Below are 22442 nucleotides of genomic sequence, written 5' to 3'. Positions count from 1 at the left end.
TGTCACAGTGATTGTGAAAATATAATCACAAAATATGCATAAAAAATCACAGCAAGGCAACAGATATTCAGCGATTGAGGAAATTTGCCAGCAGCGCGTGCCCCTGCTCGCTGAGGATACTTTCCGGGTGGAACTGCACGCCTTCGAGATCCCACTCGCGGTGGCGGATACCCATGATCTCCTGCGTCTCGCTCCAGGCGGTGACCTCAAAGCAGGCGGGCAGCGTAGGCGGGTCAATAACCAGAGAATGGTAGCGCGTCACGGTTAACGGATTATTAAGCCCCGTGAATACTCCGGTGCCGGAGTGCGTGACCGGAGAGGTTTTCCCGTGCATCACTTTGGCGGCGCGCACGATGGTGGCACCAAACGCCTGAGCAATCGCCTGATGGCCCAGGCAGACGCCCAGAATCGGCAGCTTGCCGGCATAGTGGCGGATTACATCCAGAGAAATACCCGACTCCGACGGCGTACACGGCCCCGGCGAAATCACGATTTTCTGCGGAGCCAGCGTCTCGATATCGGCGAGATCGATCTCGTCGTTGCGGCGGACAACCACCTCAGCACCCAGTTCGCAAAAATACTGGTAAAGGTTCCAGGTGAAGGAATCGTAGTTATCAATCAGCAGAATCATGGCGGCTCCCGAAAAAATGCCGCCCTATTCTACTCAGATTCCCGCGCTTCGCTCACTACTTTGGCAAAGATAGCGTTTAACGCGGTCAAATCTCCCGTTGCGCCGCTTCGGTTAGCCGCCACCCACTGCTCAGGATCGATATCGCGCCAGTCCAGCGCGTAGCCCGCGTGGAGCGCCAGCTGCTCGAAGAAAACGCGCTGGGCAATACCGTTGCCGCGCATAAAAGGATGCAGCATGTTAATTTCGCAATAATAGTGGCTAACCCGGTCAACAAACGCCGCCTTCTCAAGACCCACAAGATACTTTTCGCTTTCCAGCGCCGCCATCAGCTCGTTGCCCATCTTCTCGATGTACTCGAAATGGCAGAAGGGAATGTCACCCTTAAAAATATCGTCGGTACGGAATTCGCCGGCCTGCTTCATCTCGCTGTGGTACAGATGGCGGTGAATCAGGCACAGATGGGGCAACCCGGGCGCGGATGGCCCAAGCGCCAGCGTCTCAATATGGGGCGCTGAGGGACCATGACCTTTTTCAAGGAGACAACTGGCCTGCAAATTGACGCTACGCTGCTGTTCCCAGAGACGGGATTTTTGCTTGTCGGTGAGTTTTTTCACTTAACGCCTCCCTGAATAGTCCGTTTGCCACAAGTATAAGCAGCAAAACGCGCTTTCGCAGGGAGGGTGACATAACGCGGGCAGAAGAAACCCGCGTTCAGAAGAGTTACGGCAGAACTTTCGCGGAGAGGATAACGACCGGTTTTGACGGGACATTCTGATACGGGCCGACGTCGTGAGTAGGCACCTGAGAAATCTTGTCCGCTACGTCCATCCCTTTCACGATTTTACCGAAGACGGCATAGCCAAAGTCACGCTGGCCGTGGTCAAGGAAGGCGTTATCCGCCACGTTGAGGAAGAACTGGCTGGTCGCGCTGTCTTTGTCTGCGGTACGCGCCATGGAGATGGTGCCGCGCTTGTTCAGCAGGCCGTTGTCCGCTTCGTTTTTAATCGGCGGGTTTGGCTGCTTCTGCTGCATCTGCTCGTTGAAGCCGCCGCCCTGCACCATAAAGCCCGGGATCACGCGGTGGAAGGTGGTGTTGTTGTAGAACCCACTGTTCACGTAGTCGAGGAAGTTTTTCACAGAAACAGGGGCTTTCTGGCTGTTCAGTTCCAGCTCAATATTCCCTGCGGAGGTGGTCAGCAGGACGTGAGGGTCACCCTTGGCTGCCAGCGCAGCAGGGGAAACGGCAGAAAGAGCAAACACAGCTGCAACAGCCGCCAGTGTTGATTTGAGCATGAGAATTCCTTAACAAAGCGCAGTATAAAAAGCGAATGGCTTGATTCTAAAGAGCAGTATGAACGGAGACCAGCCTTTTACCTAATTTTACGAAATTGAAACAGTTGTTACCGCGCAAACGATTGGTAATAGCGCCATTTTACGTGATCTGCATCACACAAAAATATGCAAATGCGATCAATATTTTCTGAAAAGATTTAATTAGATCACTTTCAAGTCTAAAATCTGCCCGCTCACAGCGCCTTCCCGGCGCTTTTCTTTTTATGAACAGGCCAGACATGACTAACAGCAATCGCATCAAGCTCACATGGATCAGCTTCTTCTCCTACGCCCTGACCGGCGCGTTGGTGATCGTCACCGGGATGGTGATGGGAAATATCGCAGACTACTTCCAGCTGCCCGTTTCCAGCATGAGTAACACCTTTACCTTCCTCAACGCGGGGATCCTGATCTCTATCTTCCTGAATGCCTGGCTGATGGAAATTGTGCCGCTGAAAACCCAGCTGCGCTTTGGTTTTGTGCTGATGGTCGCCGCCGTGGCGGGCCTGATGCTGAGCCACAGCATCGCGCTGTTCTCCGCCGCCATGTTCGTGCTCGGTCTGGTCAGCGGGATCACCATGTCGATCGGTACGTTCCTGATTACCCATATGTATGAAGGCCGCCAGCGCGGCGCGCGTCTGCTATTTACCGACTCCTTCTTCAGCATGGCCGGGATGATTTTCCCGATGGTGGCCGCCGCGCTGCTGGCGCGCAGCATCGAGTGGTACTGGGTTTATGCCTGCATCGGTCTGGTCTACGTGGCGATCTTTATTCTCACCTTCGGCTGTGAGTTCCCGGTGCTGGGCAAGAAAGCGCAAACTACCGCAGAGCCTGTGGCGAAAGAAAAGTGGGGCATCGGCGTGCTGTTCCTCTCCGTTGCCGCCCTGTGCTACATCCTGGGCCAGCTGGGCTTTATCTCCTGGGTACCGGAATACGCGAAAGGGCTGGGCATGAGCCTGAACGACGCGGGTAAGCTGGTGAGCGATTTCTGGATGTCTTACATGTTCGGCATGTGGGCGTTTAGCTTCATTCTGCGCTTCTTCGACCTGCAGCGTATTCTGACCGTGCTGGCAGGTATGGCGACCGTGCTGATGTACCTGTTCATCAACGGTTCACCGGAACATATGCCGTGGTTCATTCTGACCCTGGGCTTCTTCTCCAGCGCCATTTACACCTCGATCATCACCCTGGGTTCCCTGCAGACCAAAGTGGCCTCGCCGAAGCTGGTTAACTTCGTCCTGACCTGCGGCACCATCGGCACCATGCTGACCTTCGTGGTGACGGGCCCGATTGTCGCCCACAGCGGTCCGCTGGCGGCGCTGCACACTGCGAACGGCCTGTATGCCGTGGTGTTTATCATGTGTTTCGTTCTGGGCTTCGTGACACGCCACCGCCAGCACAACGTAGCCGCGGCGTCTCACTAATTTCTACGCCCCTTTGCGTTCGGTAAAGGGGCTGTTTTTGGTAAAGAACAACTCTTCTCCCCCGCTGTCCATTTTTATCCACGTCTGCGCCAGCTGCGTTGTGGCAATCACGCGTCCCTGACGGATCGACCAGCGCACCGGCACCTGACAGCGTACCGCCTCAAACCCGCTCTCCGCAGGCAGAATAATCAGGTTTGCCGGGTTCCCCGTCGCAATACCGTAATCACTCAGGCCAAAGGTACGGGCGCTGTTGTGGGTGATCAAATTCAGGCCGCTGTCGATTTGCGGATAGCCCATCATCTGACAGACGTGCAGCCCCATGTGCAGCACCTGCAGCATGTTGCCGGTCCCGAGCGGGTACCACGGGTCAAAAACATCGTCATGACCAAAGCAGACGTTAATGCCTGCTTCCTGCAGCTCTTTCACCCGCGTAATGCCGCGACGTTTCGGGTAGTCATCAAAGCGCCCCTGCAGGTGGATGTTCACCAGCGGGTTAGCGACGAAGTTAATCCCCGACATTTTCAGCAGGCGGAACAGCCGCGAGGTGTACGCGCCGTTGTAGGAGTGCATGGCGGTGGTATGGCTGGCCGTCACGCGCGGGCCGATACCTGCTTCATATGCCAGCGTCGCCACCGTCTCGACAAACCGAGACTGTTCGTCGTCGATTTCATCGCAGTGGATATCCAGCGGGCGGTCATATTTCTTCGCCAGATCGAAAGCAATATGCAGCGACTGGACACCATACTCACGGGTGAACTCGAAGTGCGGGATCGCCCCCACCACGTCGGCCCCCAGCTTTAACGCCTCTTCAAGTAGCGCCGCGCCGTTCGGGTAAGAGAGGATCCCCTCTTGCGGGAAGGCGACGATCTGCAGCGTCACCCACGGGGCCACCTCCTGCTTCACCTCCAGCATCGCCTTAAGGGCGGTCAGCGTCGGGTCAGAGACATCCACATGGGTGCGGACAAACTGGATGCCGTTGGCAATTTGCCACTTCAGCGTTTTCCAGGCGCGCGCTTTCACATCCTCATGACTGAGCAGCGCCTTGCGCTCGGCCCAGCGCTCAATGCCTTCGAACAGGGTCCCGGACTGGTTCCAGTTCGGCTCCCCCGCCGTCTGGGTGGTATCAAGATGAATATGCGGCTCGATAAACGGGGGGATCGCCAGCCCGCCGCGCGCATTCAGGATTTCGTAACTTTCGGCATGGGTATCGTCCATTGGCGTGATATCACCAAAACGACCGTTCTCAATGGCGATTTGCCACAGCCCTTCCCGACCCGGTAAGCGAACATTCTGGACAAGCCAAAGCGGTGTTGTAGACATACCTTTCTCCCGAAAAACACGGCTGATATTTAGGAGTACGCATTTTTAAAAAACGCACCCTATTTTGTACACAAAATCGACGAATACGAAAAGCCAGCAAATTCCATAACTTATAAAAATCCTGACAAATCAGCTATATACCACCTTGTGGGTAGGCGAAGACGTATTTGATTTGCATCAATAAGTGCCCCTGCTGAATCGTTAAGGTAGGCAGTAATAGAAAAGAAATCGAGGCAAAAATGAGCAAAGTCAGACTCGCTATCATCGGTAACGGCATGGTCGGCCACCGCTTTATTGAGGATCTTCTCGATAAAGCCGACGCCGACCGTTTCGACATTACCGTGTTCTGTGAAGAACCCCGCAAGGCGTACGACCGCGTGCACCTGTCTTCCTACTTCTCCCATCATACCGCCGAAGAGCTCTCTCTGGTGCGTGAAGGTTTCTATGAGAAGCATGGCGTAAAAGTGCTGGTGGGCGAACGCGCCATCACCATCAACCGTCAGGAAAAGGTGATCCACTCCAGCGCCGGGCGTACGGTTTTTTACGACAAGCTGATCATGGCGACTGGCTCATACCCGTGGATCCCACCTATCAAAGGCTCGGAAACGCAGGATTGCTTTGTTTATCGTACCATTGAAGACCTCAACGCCATTGAATCCTGCGCCCGTCGAAGCAAACGCGGCGCGGTCGTCGGCGGCGGCCTGCTGGGTCTGGAAGCGGCTGGCGCGCTGAAAAACCTCGGCGTTGAAACCCACGTCATCGAATTTGCCCCGATGCTGATGGCCGAACAGCTGGACCACATGGGCGGCGACCAGCTGCGCCGTAAAATCGAAAGCATGGGCGTGAAGGTTCACACCAGCAAGAACACCAAAGAGATCGTGCAGGAAGGCACCGACGCGCGCAAAACCATGCGCTTTGCCGACGGGAGCGAGCTGGAAGTGGACTTCATCGTCTTCTCCACCGGTATTCGTCCCCGCGACAAGCTGGCGACCCAGTGTGGTCTGGCCGTGGCGCAGCGCGGCGGGATCATGATTAACGATGCCTGCCAGACCTCCGACCCGGATATCTACGCCATCGGCGAATGTGCCAGCTGGAACAACCGCGTTTACGGCCTGGTGGCGCCGGGCTACAAAATGGCGCAGGTCGCCGTGGACCATATCCTCGGCAGCGAAAACGCATTTACCGGTGCAGACATGAGCGCCAAGCTGAAGCTGCTGGGCGTGGACGTGGGCGGTATTGGCGATGCGCATGGCCGCACCCCGAATTCCCGCAGCTACGTCTATCTCGACGAAAGCAAAGAAGTCTACAAACGCCTCATCGTCAGCCAGGACAATAAAACCCTGCTCGGTGCGGTGCTGGTGGGCGACACCAGCGACTTCGGCAACCTGCTGCAGCTGGTGCTGAACGCCATCGAACTGCCGGAAAACCCGGACGCGCTGATCCTCCCGGCTCACGCCTCCAGCGGCAAGCCGTCTATCGGCGTGGATAAACTGCCGGACAGCGCGCAGATTTGCTCCTGCTTCGACGTCACCAAAGGCATGCTGATCTCCGCCATCAACAAAGGCTGCCACACCGTGTCGGCGCTGAAAGCGGAAACCAAAGCCGGTACCGGCTGCGGCGGCTGTATTCCGCTGGTCACGCAGGTGCTGAACGCCGAGCTGGCGAAACAGGGCATCGAAGTGAACAACAACCTGTGCGAGCACTTCGCGTATTCTCGCCAGGAGCTGTACCACCTGATCCGCGTGGAGGGCATCAAGTCCTTCGACGAACTGCTGGCGAAGCACGGCCAGGGCTACGGCTGCGAAGTCTGTAAACCGACCGTCGGCTCTCTGCTGGCCTCCTGCTGGAACGAGTACGTGCTCAAGCCGGAACACACGCCGCTGCAGGACACCAACGACAACTTCCTGGCGAACATCCAGAAAGACGGCACCTACTCCGTTATTCCACGCTCAGCCGGTGGCGAAATCACGCCGGAAGGGCTGGTTGCCGTGGGCCGTATTGCGCGTGAATTTAACCTGTACACCAAGATCACCGGCTCCCAGCGTATCGGCCTGTTTGGCGCGCAGAAGGACGACCTGCCGGAAATCTGGCGTCAGCTGATTGAAGCGGGCTTTGAAACCGGCCACGCGTACGCCAAAGCGCTGCGCATGGCGAAAACCTGCGTGGGCAGCACCTGGTGCCGCTACGGCGTCGGCGACAGCGTGGGCTTCGGCGTTGAGCTGGAAAACCGCTACAAAGGCATCCGCACCCCGCACAAAATGAAGTTCGGCGTCTCAGGCTGTACCCGTGAATGTGCGGAAGCGCAGGGTAAAGACGTGGGGATCATCGCCACCGAGAAAGGCTGGAACCTGTACGTCTGCGGCAACGGCGGGATGAAACCACGCCACGCGGACCTTCTGGCAGCGGATCTCGATCGCGACACGCTGATTCAGTATCTCGACCGCTTCATGATGTTCTACATCCGCACCGCCGATAAGCTGACCCGTACCGCCTCCTGGCTGGATAACCTGGAAGGCGGCATCGACTACCTGAAGTCCGTCATCATCGACGACAAGTTGGGCCTGAACGAACAGCTGGAAGCCGAAATGGCTCGCCTGCGCGAGGCGGTGATCTGCGAGTGGACTGAAACCGTGAACACGCCTGCGGCGCAGACGCGCTTTAAACACTTTATCAACAGCACCCAGCGCGACCCGAACGTGCAGGTAGTGCCGGAGCGTGAACAGCACCGTCCGGCGACGCCGTATGAACGTATTCCGGTGACGCTGGTGGAGGAAAACGCATGAGCCAGTGGATAGACATTTGCGATATTAACGACATCATTCCTGCCACAGGCGTGTGCGCGCTGCTGGGCAAAGAACAGGTCGCGATTTTCCGCCCTCGCCACGATGAACAGGTTTTTGCCATCAGCAATATTGACCCGTTCTTCGAGGCCAGCGTGCTCTCCCGTGGATTGATTGCCGAGCATCAGGGCGAACTGTGGGTTGCCAGCCCGCTGAAAAAGCAGCGTTTCAGCTTAACTGACGGACGCTGCATGGAAGACGAAAATGTCTCCGTGAAGCACTACGACGCCCGCGTGAAGGGCGGCAAGGTGCAGCTGAAAGGCTAATCCCCCGCCTTTTCAATACGAAAAGCTTATGACCCCTTATGGGTAACGGCAGGAAAAACCGTATGTTCTGTACGATTCCTGCTGTTATCCTGACGTCAATTATTACCCCCTCCATGAATGCTGCGAGGTAACGTCGTGGATCACCTGCCGATTTTTTGTCAATTACGCAACCGCGACTGCCTGCTCGTGGGCGGCGGAGACGTGGCTGAACGCAAAGCACGCCTGCTGTTAGAGGCAGGTGCTCGCTTGACCGTCAACGCCCTCGACTTCGCCCCACAGTTTGAGGTCTGGGCTCAGGAAGGGATGCTCACGCTGGAACAGGGTGAGTTTAATGAATCCCTGCTGGATACCTGCTGGCTGACCATTGCCGCGACGGATGACGATGAAGTGAACCAGCGCGTCAGCGACGCCTGTGAAGCGCGCCGCATCTTCTGCAACGTGGTAGATGCGCCGAAAGAGGCCAGCTTTATCATGCCGTCGATTATCGACCGTTCGCCGCTGATGATTGCGGTGTCGTCCGGCGGTCGCTCGCCGGTTCTCGCCCGCCTGCTGCGGGAAAAGCTGGAGGCCGTGCTGCCCCAGCATCTTGGTCAGATAGCCCATTACGCCGGGCAGCTTCGTACCCGCGTGAAGCAAACTTTCTCCACCGTGGGCGAGCGTCGCCGCTTCTGGGAGAAATTCTTTGTTAACGACAGGCTGGCACAGTCTCTGGCGAATCAGGACGCGAAAGCCGTTGAAGAGACGACCGAACAGCTGCTAAGCGAACCGCTGGATCATCGCGGTGAAGTGGTGCTGGTGGGCGCAGGCCCCGGCGATGCAGGTTTGCTGACGCTGAAAGGGCTGCAGCAGATCCAGCAGGCCGATATCGTGGTTTACGACCGTCTGGTCTCCGATGACATCATGAACCTGGTGCGCCGCGACGCCGACCGCGTTTTCGTCGGCAAGCGTGCGGGCTACCACTGCGTGCCGCAGGAGGAGATTAACCAGATCCTGCTGCGCGAGGCGCAGAAAGGTAAGCGCGTGGTGCGCCTTAAGGGTGGCGATCCGTTTATCTTTGGCCGCGGCGGCGAGGAGCTGGAAACCCTGTGTCACGCAGGCATTCCGTTCTCCGTGGTGCCGGGCATTACTGCGGCGTCCGGGTGTTCAGCCTACTCTGGCATTCCGCTGACCCATCGCGACTACGCCCAGAGCGTGCGTCTGGTGACGGGCCACCTGAAAACCGGCAGCGAGCTGGACTGGCATAACCTGGCCGCCGAAAAGCAGACGCTGGTGTTCTACATGGGGCTTAATCAGGCCGCGACCATCCAGGCGAAGCTGCTGGAGCACGGCATGGAGGCAGATATGCCGGTTGCGCTGGTGGAAAACGGAACCGCCATTACGCAGCGCGTGGTGGATGGCGTGCTGACGCAGCTTGGTGAACTGGCACAGCAGGTTGAAAGCCCGGCGCTGATTATTGTTGGCCGCGTGGTTGAACTGCGCGACAAGCTCAACTGGTTCTCTAATCACTAACGCATATCCGCCCTTCTTCGAGTAGTCCTTAACCGGACTACTCCCCTGTTACCGCTGTCGATAACATACCGCCCTGAAATGGAACTTTTCCATTTATTCCCTCGTGTTACATCCAATTTAAGTTTCAAGACAAGGAATGCGTATGTTCAAACTGGCAAAAGCCGCCGTTCTGGTTGGCCTGTTATCAACTCTGACCGCCTGCACCGGTCACGTTCAAAACACCAAAAATAACTGCAGCTACGATTATCTGCTGCACCCGGCGATCTCCATTTCGAAGATCATCGGCGGCTGCGGCCCGGCGTCACAGCAGTAAGCGTTTTTCAGGCGTAAAAAAACCGGGGATTTCCCGGTTTTTTTTGTTGGTGCAGAGCGTTTTTTTTGTCGGGTGGCGCTAACGCTTACCCGACCTACACTGTCCGTAGGCCGGGTAAGGCGAAGCCGCCACCCGGCAAGCAGACTTACGGCTTCGCAACAAATCCAATCGCTTCGTATACCGCTTTCAGGGTTTCGGACGCGCGCGCGCTGGCTTTTTCCGCACCCTCTTTCATCACCTTTTGCAGGAAAGCTTCGTCGTTGCGATAGCGGTTGTAGCGCTCCTGAAGCTCGGTCAGCATGCCGGAAACGGCGTCTGCAACCTCACCTTTCAGGTGGCCATACATCTTGCCTTCGAAGTGCTGCTCCAGCTCAGGAATGCTCTGGCCGGTGACACCGGAGAGAATATCCAGCAGGTTGGAAACGCCCGCTTTGTTCTGCACGTCGTAGCGCACAACAGGCGGCTCGTCGGAATCGGTGACCGCACGCTTGAGCTTTTTCACCACTGATTTCGGATCTTCCAGCAGGCCGATAACGTTGTTGCGGTTATCGTCAGACTTGGACATCTTCTTGGTCGGCTCCAGCAACGACATCACGCGTGCGCCGGATTTCGGAATGAACGGCTCTGGCACTTTAAACACATCACCGTAAATCGCGTTGAAGCGCTGGGCGATATCGCGGCTCAGCTCAAGGTGCTGCTTCTGGTCTTCACCCACCGGCACCTGGTTGGTTTGATACAGCAGGATGTCTGCCGCCATCAGCACCGGATAGTCGAACAGACCGGCGTTAATGTTTTCAGAGTAGCGCGCGGATTTATCCTTGAACTGGGTCATGCGGCTCAGCTCGCCGAAATAGGTATAGCAGTTCAGCGCCCAGCCCAGCTGCGCGTGCTCCGGCACGTGAGACTGAACGAAAATGGTGCTTTTCTCAGGATCGATGCCGCAGGCCAGGTACAGCGCCAGCGTATCCAGCGTGGCTTTACGCAGCTTCTCAGGATCCTGACGCGCGGTGATAGCATGGAGATCCACAATGCAATAAATGCAATGGTAGTCATCCTGCATGCTAACCCACTGACGTAACGCACCCATGTAGTTACCAATGGTCAATTCACCTGAAGGCTGTGCGCCACTAAAAACGATGGGCTTAGTCATTATTCAATTCCTGATGTTCACTGTGCGAAAGCCCGAGTGCGGGCAACAAATCTTTGAAGTGGTCGAACACAACGTCCGGCTCACTCAGCGTGATGGCCTCACCGTAGTTGTAGCCATAGGTTAATCCCACGGAAGGACAGCCTGCCGCTCTGGCAGCCAGAATATCATTACGGGAATCACCGACAAAGAGCAGCTCCGCAGGCGTTAAGGATAATTTTCCTGCCACCAGCAGAAGCGGTTCCGGGTGCGGCTTTTTATTCTGCACGTCGTCGCCGCCCACAATCACGGAGAAATACTTCGCGATATCCAGCGCTTCCAGCAGAGGCGCAACGAACGGGGTTGGCTTGTTGGTCACCAGCCCCAGCGGGATGCCTTTGGCGTGAAGTGCGCTCAGCGTTTGTTCAACATCCGGGAACAGGAAGCTGCCCTCTTCAACGGTCTCTTCGTAGAAACGATCGAACAGTTTACGCAGAATACGCAGCTGCTCATCTTTAGGAATATCAGCGTGATCAACGCTCGGTTTACCCTGCGCGGAACGCTGCGATGCGCGTTCCTGACGCGCCCAGGTCAGGGCGCGATCCATCAGCACATCTGCGCCGTTGCCAATCCACGTCACCACGCGCTCTTCGCCCGCAACGGGTAATTCGAGAGCATACAGCGCCTGATCGACGGCGCTCGTTAAGCCAGGCGCGCTGTCCACCAGCGTGCCGTCGAGGTCAAATGCGATACCCCGAATTGCCTGCAATTTATCCATGACTTACCTTCGCCAGTTCACGGCGCATTTCATCAATGACTTTTTTGTAATCCGGTTGGTCGAAAATAGCTGAGCCAGCAACGAACATATCCGCGCCCGCAGCCGCAATTTCACCAATGTTATTCACTTTCACACCGCCATCCACTTCCAGACGAATATCGTAACCCGACTCGTCAATACGACGGCGCACTTCACGCAGCTTATCGAGCGTCTGAGGAATGAACGACTGACCGCCAAAGCCCGGGTTAACGGACATCAGCAGGATCACATCCAGCTTATCCATCACGTAGTCGAGATAGCTCAGCGGCGTGGCCGGGTTAAAGACCAGGCCCGCTTTACAGCCGTTCTCTTTGATCAGCTGCAGCGTGCGGTCAACGTGTTCGGAGGCTTCCGGGTGGAAAGTGATGATGCTGGCTCCCGCAGCGGCGAAATCAGGCACGATGCGATCGACAGGTTTTACCATCAGGTGCACGTCAATCGGTGCGGTAATGCCGTAGCTACGCAGCGCCTTGAGCACCATCGGACCGATGGTCAGATTGGGAACGTAGTGGTTATCCATAACGTCAAAATGGACGACATCCGCGCCAGCCGCCAGTGCGTTGGCGGTATCTTCACCCAGGCGGGCAAAATCGGCCGACAGAATTGAGGGAGCAATCAAAAACTGTTTCATCCGCATCTCCTTGAAATGTATTTACCGGCGGGCAAAACGGCTCAGGGGCGATAAAGAGCCAGGAGTTCGTCCACCTTTTTACGTGTGCCGCCGTTGCTGCTAATGCTACGCCGCACCTTGACCTGAAAATGCTTCGCGGCTTTGTACCATTCGCGCGTATCAGGGGTATCGTGATTCGAAATTAACACCGGAATTCTTTTGCTGACCAGCTTTTCCGCCATCTCCGCCAGACGCGCCTGCTCGGCAGGGCTGAAGCTGTTGGTGTGATAAGCGGTGAAATTCGCCGTCGCAGAAAGCGGAGCGTAAGGCGGGTCGCAGTAAACGACCGAGTTTACGCCTGCCAGCTCCATGCACTCCTCATAGGAGAGACAGTGGAATTCTGCATTCTGCGCTTTTTCAGCAAAGTGGTACAACTCATCCTGCGGGAAGTAAGGACGCTTGTAGCGACCAAACGGCACGTTAAATTCACCGCGCAGATTATACCGGCACAGGCCGTTGTAGCCATGACGGTTGAGGTAGAGGAACAACAGTGCGCGACGGAACGGATCCTGGCTCTGATTAAACTCAGTGCGGAACTGATAGTAAACGTCAGGATGGTTGTTCTCAGGCGTAAACAGCTTCCGCGCCTCTTCCACATACTCATCGGTACGCAGCTTAACAATGTTATAGAGGCTGATAAGGTCGCTGTTGATATCCGCCAGGATATAACGAGAAAAATCGGTATTAAGGAATACCGATCCAGCGCCCACGAAGGGCTCGATAAGACACTCGCCTTTCGGCAGGTGCTTTTTAATATCGTCGAGCAGGGGGTATTTCCCCCCTGCCCATTTCAGAAAAGCGCGATTTTTTTTCATGCTGACTAACTGATTACACCTTCTCCGGCTGTGGAGAAAGCTCCGACAGCATCCTGCGCTTTAAACATTACTTCAGATCGGCCTGCACCTGATGAATCGGCTTCGCCCACGGGTTCTTCGCCTGGACATCAGCGGGCAGTGTTGCAACGGCGCGTTTCGCTTCATCTTTAGAAGCATACACACCGCTCACCAGCACATACCAAGGCTGCCCGTTGCGGGTGGTCTGATAAACAACGTAGTTTTTCAGATTTGATTTCTTCGCCCAACCGTTGAGGTTGTCATAGTTAGACGAGCTGCTCAGCTGCAGGGTGTAATTGCCGGATGGCGCAGATTTCAGAGAACCCACGTTACCTGCCGTTTTACCTGCTGCTGCGCTGGAAGTGGTCGTGGTCGCCGTTGCTGCTGGTGCTGCCGTCGCTGCTGGTGCCGTTGTGGTTGCTGTCGCTTTTGGCGCTGCTGTTGCCGCTGGCGCTTTTACCGGCTCGCTCACTGCAGGTTTGGTCTGCGCTGGCGCTTTCACTTCAGGCGCTTTAGCCACAGTCTGCGGCTTGCTTTCACGCTTCGGCTCAATCACGGCCTGTTTGCGTTCCTGACGCGGTGCAGTCTGCGTCTGGCGCGGCTTGGTTTCCGTTGTCGGCGCGGTTTCCGTTGCTTGCGGTTGTGCATTGCTACCGCGAATCGGCGCGACGGTTGCAGGTTCAGTTGGCAGCGTAGAGTTGACCACCACGTTGTTCATCTGATCCTGGTTCTGAGGCTGCGTCAGTGCGTTATTCAGATCGCCCTGAACCTCTACACGCTGCTGGCCCTCTGGCGTAGCAGGTGCCTGCCCCTCGGTCGGGGTAGAAGAGACTGGCGGCAAAGACACATCCTGCGGAGTCGTTGTATTACCCGCAGTCTGCTCAGCAGACGTGGTACCCGGTGCTGGCTGCGCACCGTTTGCCTGATCGGTCGCATCGTTACCTGACAGGTTGATGCTCTTCTCAGTAGACGCCGTCTGATCGGCTGAATTCGTTGAGGGTGCTTTCAGCGCGGAACCAATGCCGACAATCAGCAGCAGCAGTACCAGAACGCCCAGCCCCATCATGATGTACTGGCGGGAAGCCGGTTTCGCCGCTACCGCTTTTTTACGTTTACGCGGGCGACGCTCTACAGGCTCTTCGTCCATTGAATCTTCTTCGGACTCATAATCCTCTTCTTCTCGCTCATCACGCGCGTTACGGCTGCGTGAAGGGCGACGATCGTCTGCATCCAGATCAACATCGTCAAAGTTGATCTGCGGCTCGTTATCACGTTCTGAAGATTGACGAGAACGACCAGTACGACGATCGCTGGGATCGGGTTTCAGCTCGTCTTCTGGTTTGAATTCATCCATTTAACACCCCACTCAAAGGCTTATGCCAACGACTTTGCATTTCACCTGAAGCTAAACGACCACCGGTTACAGTGGCCTGACCTTTCTAGTTGTTACGCCTGCTGACAATCAGCGATAGCGCCAAGAACGACATCGTGCGGCACTCCGCCGCGCATTTCACTCTTCCCTATTGCAAGCGGGAGTACCAGACGCATCTCACCTGCCAATACTTTTTTATCGCGCATCATGTGGGGTAGATACGCCTGCGCAGACATCTCCTGCGGCCCTGTCACTGGCAACCCGGCACGTTCAAGCAGCGCAATAATGCGCGCTGTCTCTTCCGGTTTGAACTGACCCAGGCGCTCAGACGCACGCGCAGCCATGACCATACCGGCCGCGACCGCTTCGCCATGAAGCCAGTTGCCGTAGCCCATTTCAGCTTCGATCGCGTGACCAAACGTATGCCCCAGATTCAGTAAAGCACGTAAGCCCGTTTCGCGCTCGTCTGCTGCAACGACTTCTGCTTTCAGCTCACAACAACGACGAATACAGTACGCCAACGCTGGCCCGTCAAGGCGCAGCAGGGCATCCATATTCTCTTCCAGCCAGGTGAAGAACTCACCGTCAAGAATAATGCCGTATTTGATCACTTCTGCAAGACCAGACGCCAGCTCACGCTCAGGTAAGGTTTTCAGACAGTCGAGATCCACCACCACCGATGCCGGCTGGTAGAATGCGCCAATCATGTTTTTGCCGAGCGGATGGTTGACCGCGGTTTTGCCGCCAACAGAAGAGTCGACCTGCGACAGCAGGGTCGTTGGGATCTGAATAAAGCGCACGCCACGTTGGTAGCTGGCGGCCGCAAAGCCGGTGAGATCGCCTACAACACCGCCGCCGAGGGCGAGCAGTGTCGTATCGCGACCGTGCGGTTTTTGCAGAAGTGCGGTAAAGACGGTATCAAGCACCGTCAGGCTTTTATACTGCTCGCCATCGGGCAGAATCACACTGTCGACCTTCACGCCCGCCTGCTCAAGCAGGTGGCGCACGCGGTCAAGATAAAGCGGAGCCAGTGTCTCATTGGTGACCAGCATCGCCTGATCACCCGCTTTCAGTGGTAAGAAGGAAGCTGGGTCGTTAAACAAACCAGCCGCGATGGTGATAGGGTAACTACGTTCCCCGAGAGTAACTGTAATCCTCTCCATGACGCGACATCCACCTTAAATGCTTTTACCCGCAGGCGAGTGTATATAAAGCCAGAATCAGTTGCTTTCCAGCATATGAATAATCTGGTTTGCAACCACTTTAGCGCTCTGATCGTCAGTACGAATGGTCACATCAGCAATCTCTTCGTACAGAGGATTGCGTTCGCCTGCCAGGGCTTCCAGAACTTCACGTGGTGGCGTTTCAACCTGCAGCAGCGGGCGCTTTTTATCGCGCTGCGTACGTGCCAGCTGTTTTTCGATAGTCGTCTCAAGATAGACCACTACACCACGGGCGGAGAGACGGTTGCGGGTTTCGCGAGATTTAACAGAGCCGCCGCCAGTTGCCAGCACGATGCCCTGTTTTTCCGTGAGTTCGTTGATCACTTTTTCTTCTCGGTCACGGAAACCTTCTTCGCCTTCTACATCGAAGACCCAGCCCACATCCGCTCCGGTTCGTTTCTCAATCTCTTGATCAGAATCGTAAAATTCCATATTGAGTTGTTGAGCTAACTGACGCCCAATAGTGCTTTTGCCGGCACCCATAGGCCCAACCAGAAAGATATTGCGTTTCTCTGCCATTTTTTCGGTACTACTAAGACTATTCGTTAATGGTAATCCCCGCTTCGCAGACACCCAGCGTAGCAGGACATGAACTGAAACCTCATATGCAATAGAGCGAGAGTCAGACTAAAAATTATCTCAATACTCCGGCTTGTTTGGCAACTGATTAAATCACCGCACCAGACGCATAAGGTAATAAGACGTAAGTCCAACTCAAATCGGTACTCCTTGTATGCTAATTCATGCCCCACGTCAAACATCTGCAACAAACTGAATGCAAAATCATTGCGGGGATCGTTACCCGTTAATGAATACCGACCAGGCGTGGCGTAATAAATACCACCAGCTCGCGCCGCTCGTTATCTTTGCCGTCATGACGGAACAGTTGCCCAATCCAGGGGATTTTCCCCAGCCCCGGCACGCTGTCACTCCCGGTTTTATTCTTTTGCGAGAAAATGCCGCCCAGCGCCAGCGTTTCTCCGCTTTTTACCTCCACCTGCGTTTCTATCTCTTGCTTATCAATGGCCAGCGTTTCGCCATCGGCCTGCTGAAGCACCTGGCCCGGCATGTTTTCGCTGATGTGAAGCTTCAGACGCACGCGCCCTCCCGGCAGCACCACCGGCGTGACCTCCATCCCCAGCACGGCCTCTTTAAATTCCACGGAGGTCGCGCCGCTCTCGCCGCTGGAGACCTGATACGGAATTTCGCTGCCCTGCTTGATGCTGGCCGGCTGCATATGGGACGCCAGCAATCGCGGGCTGGCGATAATATCCACCTGCTGTTTTTGCTCAAGTGCAGACAGTTCCAGATCCAGCAGCCTGCCGTTGATGCGCCCGATGTTAAACCCGACGTGCGTGGTCGCACTGGCGACCGACAGATCTGCCCCAAGCGTCGTGACCTGCCCAACCTTGCCAGCCTCCGTAGCCTCTGCGAGATTCCATTTCACCCCCAGTTCACGCAGGCTTTTTTCGTTAATGGTGACGATATGGGCCGAAAGCTCCACCTGCTCAACGGGCAGGTCCATCTGATCCGCCCAACGCTTTAGCACGTCCACGACGCTCTGGTTATCCCGCACCCACAGGCGGTTCGTGCGCTTATCGACGGATAAACTGCCCTTCGGGCTCAGAAGCTTTTCCGCCGCTTTTTGCACGTCTCCGGCATCCGCCCAGGTGAACGGAATGCTGTGTGAGACGAGCGGTGCCTCAAGCAACCGCCGTGCCTGCTGCTCGCGCTGCCACGCGGCAGTATGGACATAAAAGATGCCGCCATCTTCCTGCAGGACCAGCCCGGCACTGTTCACCACCGTCTGTAGCGCCTGTCGCCAGGGCACCCGCGTTAAATTCAACGAAAGCGAGCCCGTCACATCCGGTGATACCACCAGATTACGGTTCTCCTGTGCCACCAGCGCCTGGAGCACCTGTACGACAGGGACATCATCCACCACGAGGCTGACCGGTTTTGGCACGGCGGCCCACAGGGGCTGGCTCAACGCCAGCAGTAACAGCAGTATCCTTAACGTCACTTTTATTCGTTCCTTCTCGTTGCCATGTCCATTGCGTCGGCTCACACATGTCACCGACATCCACGGTCAGCTGTTGTTGATCCATCTTGCTCACCCGCCAGCCAGGCGGTAAACGTTCATCCCTTCTCACCCGGTGCCAGCGCTGTTGCCCGTCGCGCAAAATGCCGGTATCCATGCTGCCACTCACCATTCCCTGATAACGCCACCGGGCGAGCTGCCCAACCGCGCAGCTATCCTCCGGAGGCTGGAAGGGATCGCGCATTCCGGTCAGAAACAGCAGCAAGCAGAGAATCAGGTAGCGCACCTTACCGCGCATGATCGCTCTCCAGCTGCAGGCTCAGGCGTAGCCTTGTGCCCTCAGGTGCAAGGCTAAACGCCCTGACGCTCACCGCCTGCTGTGCCAGGCGGGAAAACAGCGCGGGGATGTCTGACCATAGCGCATCCAGCACCAGTTCCCCGCCGTTCAGCTGCGGTTTCCAGTACACCAGCGCGGTTCTCTTGTCCTGAAAATCCAGCGGCGAGAAGGGCTGGACGGGCTGCGTTTCGCGCTGGGCTGGTGCTACGGGTTGCCGACCGGCCTGAGGCCACAACGCGGCATTCAATTGCCTGGCGCGAAAGGATAAGGCCTCGAGTTCTTTACACTTCAAGTCGACGGGCCGGACCAGAAGCCCCCATACGGCCACTGCAATCACCCCGGACACCACGCACCAGCAGATCACCCGCACAGAAGCGCGGCTTTCTACCCAGCGTTGCAAACGTTGTTCCACGGCCTACCCCCGGCGCTTAAGCTGAAAAGTGAACACCCAGCGGCCCTGGCTATCCTGCTGCAGTTCACCAGCAGACCCGAAGCTGAACCCAGCCACCTGTTTCAGCGCATCCGTCATGGCCGCAAGTGCCGGGAGGGCGGAGGCATAACCGCTCACCGTAAGCACAGGCGGTTGATAACGTAGCGCTGAAAGCCAGGCCTGCGCTGGCATCACGGCTGAGAGTGATTCCAGCGCCGGTTGCCATGCTACGGGCCGCGATTCCACCCCAGACGCTGCTGGAGGCGCAGAGGGGGGCTGACGAGTTTTCAGTATCTTTTGCACCGCGTGGATTCCCGCCAGTTCACTCTGTAGCGCACGCAGCCTCACGTCATGGTTCACCCGCAGGCCAAGCCCGACGGCCAGCGTCACCAGCAACGATGTGATGAACAACACGCCCCAGAATCGCAGGCAGCGCACCCGACGCTGCTGTCGCCACGGTAAAAAATTCGTCATGCTCATTCAGGTCCCTCACTCATGGCCAACGCCAGCGCGACGGTAAAATCAGCCCCGCTCTCGGGCAAGGGAGGCTGGCAGCTGGCCAGCAGTTTCCAGGGGTCACGTGTGGCATCGAACTGAACGATATCGTCAGAAGAGAGCGCAAGCAGTGCCGCCAGTTCGGTGACGTCTTTCGCTTCTGTGGCGTAGCGCCGCCCCCACTGGTGGCGCATCGCCCACAACCACTGGTGCCGATCCCGCCAGGCGACGCACTGAGCAGGGGCAACGGCAGGGAGGAGATTCCCTAACGCGCCTGCATCCGGCGTGATTGCCGCTAACCGCAAGCGCAGCGTTTTTGCCAGCAGTAAAAGGGCCTCGACTTCGTTGTTTTGCGCCGCTGTAACATGAAATGTGTTGCTGAACGTGTCCTCCACATAGTCAAAGCACAGCCCGTCTGTGGACATCTCCAGCTCCCGGGACAGCGTGGATCCCATCCAGGAAACCTGCTCGCTGTCACGAAGGGCGATGGACGGACGCGGCAGCGACCGTTGCAACGTGCGCGCAGCGGGAAATGAGAGGAATACCCGGTGGTAATGGGGCAACGCCCGCCGCCAGTCGCGCAACGCGTCAGCCAGGTGTTCTGGCTTGAGAATTTTCCCGTCGCGGATAATGCCGTCTGCCAGAGAAACAGCCCACCAGCGCCGTAAACGCCACCCTGACTTCTCTTTGGTCAGCGCTACGATGCGCACCCTATCTTGTTGAATATGAATGCCCGTTTGCCAGGACTTGAAAGCCATACTTCACGATCTCCTTATCGCCCGTCAGAGTGACGGCTATATCATTGAATCAGGCTTGCCTTTATACTACCGCGCGATTGTTTAGAAACTGCCCAAGTGAAACCAGATGGGAAATCTCCGGTGAAGTTCGTAAAGTATTTATTGATCCTTGCAGTCTGTTGCATTCTGCTGGGAGCAGGCTCGATTTATGGTTTGTACAAATATATTGAGCCGCAGCTACCTGATGTCGCCACGCTTCGTGATGTGCGACTCCAGATCCCTATGCAGGTCTATAGCGCCGATGGCGAGCTCATGGCGCAATATGGCGAAAAACGCCGTATCCCGCTGACCTTAAAACAAATTCCTCCCGTGATGGTGAACGCTTTTATCGCCACCGAGGACAGCCGTTTTTACGAGCACCACGGCGTCGATCCGGTGGGGATTTTCCGCGCCGCCAGCATTGCGTTGTTCTCCGGTCATGCCTCTCAGGGGGCCAGTACCATTACGCAGCAGCTGGCGCGTAACTTCTTCCTCAGCCCTGAAAAGACGCTGACGCGTAAGATCAAAGAGGTATTCCTCGCGATCCGCATCGAGCAGCTGCTGAGCAAAGACGAGATCCTTGAGCTTTACCTCAACAAAATCTATCTCGGTTACCGCGCCTATGGCGTCGGTGCTGCGGCGCAGGTGTACTTCGGTAAGCCGGTGGAGCAACTGACGCTGAGCGAAATGGCGACCATCGCCGGTCTGCCGAAAGCGCCCTCCACGTTCAACCCGCTCTACTCCATGGACCGTGCGACTGCGCGTCGTAACGTGGTGCTGTCGCGTATGCTGAGCGAAGGCTACATCAGCCAGACCGAGTACGACCAGGCACGCAGCGATGTTATCGACGCCAACTACCATGCGCCGGAAATCGCCTTCTCCTCACCGTATCTCACCGAGATGGTTCGTCAGGAGATGGTGAGCCGTTATGGCGAGAAAGCCTATGAAGACGGCTATCGCGTATACACCACGGTGACCCGCAAAGTTCAGCAGGCGGCACAGCAGGCAGTGCGTAACAACGTGATGGATTACGACATGCGCCACGGCTACCGCGGCCCGTCGAACGTGTTGTGGAAAGTGGGCGAAAGCGCGTGGGACAGCAAGAAAATCACCGACTCGCTAAAAACACTGCCAACCTATGGCCCGCTGCTGCCAGCGGTCGTTACACAGGCCGATCCGCAGGAGGCTGTCGCACTGCTGGCAGACGGCACGTCCGTCTCGCTGCGTATGGACGGGATCCGCTGGGCACGTCCGTACCGCTCTGACACGCTGCAAGGCCCGACGCCGCGCAAAGTGACTGACGCGGTGCAGACGGGTCAGCAAATCTGGGTTCGCCAGGTGGGCGATGCGTGGTGGCTGGCGCAGGTGCCAGACGTGAACTCCGCGCTCGTCTCCATTAATCCGCAAAATGGTGCGGTGATGGCGCTGGTCGGCGGGTTTGATTTCAACCAGAGCAAATTTAACCGTGCCACTCAGGCGCTGCGTCAGGTTGGCTCTAACATCAAGCCGTTCCTCTACACCGCCGCGATGGATAAAGGGCTGACGCTCGCCAGTATTCTCAACGACGTACCGATTTCCCGCTGGGATGCCGGGGCGGGTTCTGACTGGCAGCCGAAGAACTCTCCACCGCAATATGCAGGCCCAATCCGTCTTCGTCAGGGTCTGGGACAGTCGAAAAACGTGGTGATGGTTCGCGCCATGCGCGCCATGGGCGTTGACTATGCGGCAGAGTATCTGCAACGCTTCGGCTTCCCGGCGCAGAATATCGTCCATACCGAATCGCTGGCGCTCGGCTCCGCGTCCTTTACGCCGCTTCAGGTCGCGCGCGGTTATGCGGTAATGACGAACGGCGGGTTCCTGATCGATCCGTATTTCATCAGTAAAATCGAGAACGACCAGGGCGGCGTGCTGTTCGAGGCGAAACCGAAAATCGCCTGTGCAGAGTGCGATATTCCGGTCATTTACGGCGATACGCAGAAGTCCAACGTGCTTGAAAACAAAGACATGGAAGATGTCGCCGTTTCTCAGGAACAGCAGAACTCCGCGGTACCAAAGCCTCAGCTTGAGCAGGCTAACCAGGCACTTGTTGCCCAGACCGGTGCGCAGGAGTATGCCCCGCACGTGATCAACACGCCGCTGTCGTTCCTGATTAAGAGCGCGCTGAATACCAATATCTTTGGTGAGCCGGGCTGGCAAGGCACCGGCTGGCGTGCCGGACGCGATTTGCAGCGCCGCGACATCGGCGGGAAAACGGGGACCACCAATAGCTCTAAAGATGCGTGGTTCTCCGGTTACGGGCCGGGTGTGGTGACCTCCGTCTGGATCGGCTTTGACGATCACCGCCGCGATTTGGGTCGTACCACGGCCTCCGGCGCGATTAAAGATCAGATCTCCGGTTACGAAGGCGGCGCGAAGAGTGCGCAACCGGCGTGGGATGCCTACATGAAATCCGTTCTGGAAGGCGTGCCGGAGCAGCCGCTAACGCCTCCGCCGGGCATTGTGACGGTCAATATTGACCGCAACACCGGGCAGCTCGCCAATGGCGGAAATAGCCGTGAAGAGTATTTCATCGAAGGCACGCAGCCAACCAGGCAGGCGGTGCATGAGGTGGGAACAGAAATTATCGATAACGGCGAAACGCACGAGTTGTTCTGACAACAAAGCAAAACGGCAACCTCAGGTTGCCG

22 protein-coding genes are annotated in these 22442 nt (G+C 56.7%); 6 read left to right on the top strand and 16 right to left on the bottom strand.

The features are described 5' to 3' along the window. Positions 1 to 67: 67 nt before the first annotated feature. The 3 genes from pabA to ppiA form a co-directional block, all read right to left on the bottom strand. The gene (gene pabA / locus K5E19_RS16045) at positions 68 to 631 is read right to left on the bottom strand and encodes an aminodeoxychorismate synthase component 2 (RefSeq protein WP_221552081.1); all 564 of its coding nucleotides are present in this window, start codon (positions 629 to 631) and stop codon (positions 68 to 70) included. Positions 632 to 660: 29 nt separating this feature from the next. Next, positions 661 to 1245 (bottom strand): putative adenosine monophosphate-protein transferase Fic, encoded by a 585-nt coding sequence (locus K5E19_RS16040; protein WP_221552080.1) that lies wholly within the window; start codon positions 1243 to 1245, stop codon positions 661 to 663. A gap of 106 nt (positions 1246 to 1351) precedes the next feature. Then, complete coding sequence (gene ppiA, locus K5E19_RS16035) at positions 1352 to 1924, bottom strand: peptidylprolyl isomerase A (RefSeq protein WP_023309471.1); 573 nt, start codon at positions 1922 to 1924, stop codon at positions 1352 to 1354. A 278-nt stretch (positions 1925 to 2202) separates the two neighbouring features. On the opposite strand from ppiA, the gene tsgA reads away from it, so the two are divergent. Further along, entirely contained in the window at positions 2203 to 3387 is a 1185-nt protein-coding gene (gene tsgA, locus K5E19_RS16030) for an MFS transporter TsgA (RefSeq protein ID WP_221552079.1), read from the top strand. A gap of 3 nt (positions 3388 to 3390) precedes the next feature. Here tsgA and K5E19_RS16025 read toward each other — a convergent pair whose 3' ends face one another. Continuing rightward, positions 3391 to 4707: a cytosine deaminase gene (locus K5E19_RS16025; RefSeq protein WP_221552078.1), complete on the bottom strand. Its 1317-nt coding sequence runs from the start codon at positions 4705 to 4707 to the stop codon at positions 3391 to 3393. 239 nt (positions 4708 to 4946) lie between these two features. Here K5E19_RS16025 and nirB point away from each other — a divergent pair, with 239 nt between their 5' ends. The 4 genes from nirB to K5E19_RS16005 all read left to right on the top strand — a co-directional run bounded on the left by nirB (position 4947) and on the right by K5E19_RS16005 (position 9635). After that, positions 4947 to 7490, top strand: coding sequence for a nitrite reductase large subunit NirB (gene nirB / locus K5E19_RS16020; RefSeq protein ID WP_221552077.1), 2544 nt, complete (start codon positions 4947 to 4949; stop codon positions 7488 to 7490). Next, on the top strand, positions 7487 to 7813 hold the full coding sequence (gene nirD, locus K5E19_RS16015; protein ID WP_221552076.1) for a nitrite reductase small subunit NirD: 327 nt from the start codon (positions 7487 to 7489) through the stop codon (positions 7811 to 7813). The genes nirB and nirD overlap by 4 nt, the downstream gene beginning before the upstream one ends. A 135-nt stretch (positions 7814 to 7948) precedes the next feature. After that, positions 7949 to 9322 carry a siroheme synthase CysG gene (gene cysG, locus K5E19_RS16010; RefSeq protein ID WP_221552075.1) on the top strand — a complete coding sequence of 458 codons (1374 nt, stop codon included), beginning with the start codon at positions 7949 to 7951 and terminating at the stop codon, positions 9320 to 9322. Positions 9323 to 9464: 142 nt separating this feature from the next. After that, complete coding sequence (locus tag K5E19_RS16005) at positions 9465 to 9635, top strand: YhfL family protein (RefSeq protein WP_221552074.1); 171 nt, start codon at positions 9465 to 9467, stop codon at positions 9633 to 9635. A 145-nt stretch (positions 9636 to 9780) separates the two neighbouring features. Here K5E19_RS16005 and trpS read toward each other — a convergent pair whose 3' ends face one another. From trpS to pilM, 12 genes are all read right to left on the bottom strand, one after another. Further along, positions 9781 to 10785 carry a tryptophan--tRNA ligase gene (gene trpS / locus K5E19_RS16000; RefSeq protein ID WP_047345753.1) on the bottom strand — a complete coding sequence of 335 codons (1005 nt, stop codon included), beginning with the start codon at positions 10783 to 10785 and terminating at the stop codon, positions 9781 to 9783. Next, positions 10778 to 11539 carry a phosphoglycolate phosphatase gene (gph, locus tag K5E19_RS15995; RefSeq protein WP_221552073.1) on the bottom strand — a complete coding sequence of 254 codons (762 nt, stop codon included), beginning with the start codon at positions 11537 to 11539 and terminating at the stop codon, positions 10778 to 10780. Before gph ends, trpS begins: the two co-directional genes overlap by 8 nt. Continuing rightward, a complete protein-coding gene (gene rpe / locus K5E19_RS15990; protein ID WP_010436362.1) occupies positions 11532 to 12209 on the bottom strand; it encodes a ribulose-phosphate 3-epimerase in 678 nt (225 codons plus the stop codon). Before rpe ends, gph begins: the two co-directional genes overlap by 8 nt. A gap of 41 nt (positions 12210 to 12250) precedes the next feature. Continuing rightward, positions 12251 to 13063 (bottom strand): adenine-specific DNA-methyltransferase, encoded by an 813-nt coding sequence (dam, locus tag K5E19_RS15985; protein ID WP_042715393.1) that lies wholly within the window; start codon positions 13061 to 13063, stop codon positions 12251 to 12253. 67 nt (positions 13064 to 13130) lie between these two features. Continuing rightward, the gene (gene damX, locus K5E19_RS15980) at positions 13131 to 14435 is read right to left on the bottom strand and encodes a cell division protein DamX (protein ID WP_221552072.1); all 1305 of its coding nucleotides are present in this window, start codon (positions 14433 to 14435) and stop codon (positions 13131 to 13133) included. A 92-nt stretch (positions 14436 to 14527) separates the two neighbouring features. Continuing rightward, positions 14528 to 15616 carry a 3-dehydroquinate synthase gene (aroB, locus tag K5E19_RS15975; RefSeq protein WP_042715390.1) on the bottom strand — a complete coding sequence of 363 codons (1089 nt, stop codon included), beginning with the start codon at positions 15614 to 15616 and terminating at the stop codon, positions 14528 to 14530. Between the two features lie 57 nt (positions 15617 to 15673). Next, positions 15674 to 16195: a shikimate kinase AroK gene (aroK, locus tag K5E19_RS15970; RefSeq protein ID WP_010436374.1), complete on the bottom strand. Its 522-nt coding sequence runs from the start codon at positions 16193 to 16195 to the stop codon at positions 15674 to 15676. 286 nt (positions 16196 to 16481) lie between these two features. Next, complete coding sequence (gene hofQ / locus K5E19_RS15965) at positions 16482 to 17699, bottom strand: DNA uptake porin HofQ (RefSeq protein ID WP_221552071.1); 1218 nt, start codon at positions 17697 to 17699, stop codon at positions 16482 to 16484. Beyond that, positions 17611 to 18015, bottom strand: a complete 405-nt coding sequence (locus K5E19_RS15960) for a HofP DNA utilization family protein (RefSeq protein WP_221552070.1) — start codon at positions 18013 to 18015, stop codon at positions 17611 to 17613. The genes hofQ and K5E19_RS15960 overlap by 89 nt, the downstream gene beginning before the upstream one ends. Next, positions 18005 to 18346, bottom strand: coding sequence for a DNA utilization protein HofO (locus tag K5E19_RS15955; RefSeq protein ID WP_260411824.1), 342 nt, complete (start codon positions 18344 to 18346; stop codon positions 18005 to 18007). Before K5E19_RS15955 ends, K5E19_RS15960 begins: the two co-directional genes overlap by 11 nt. Positions 18347 to 18469: 123 nt before the next feature. After that, positions 18470 to 18964: a PilN domain-containing protein gene (locus K5E19_RS15950; RefSeq protein WP_221552068.1), complete on the bottom strand. Its 495-nt coding sequence runs from the start codon at positions 18962 to 18964 to the stop codon at positions 18470 to 18472. After that, entirely contained in the window at positions 18961 to 19737 is a 777-nt protein-coding gene (gene pilM, locus K5E19_RS15945; RefSeq protein WP_221552067.1) for a pilus assembly protein PilM, read from the bottom strand. Before pilM ends, K5E19_RS15950 begins: the two co-directional genes overlap by 4 nt. Positions 19738 to 19857: 120 nt before the next feature. Between pilM and mrcA the strand changes: the two genes are divergently transcribed. After that, entirely contained in the window at positions 19858 to 22410 is a 2553-nt protein-coding gene (mrcA, locus tag K5E19_RS15940) for a peptidoglycan glycosyltransferase/peptidoglycan DD-transpeptidase MrcA (protein ID WP_221552066.1), read from the top strand. Positions 22411 to 22442 lie beyond the last annotated feature (32 nt).

The sequence above is a fragment of the Enterobacter sp. RIT637 genome (assembly GCF_019718755.1).
Taxonomy (GTDB): domain Bacteria; phylum Pseudomonadota; class Gammaproteobacteria; order Enterobacterales; family Enterobacteriaceae; genus Enterobacter.
The sequence above is the reverse complement of the archived record's forward strand: the minus strand, read 5'-3'. Positions and strand labels throughout refer to the sequence as shown.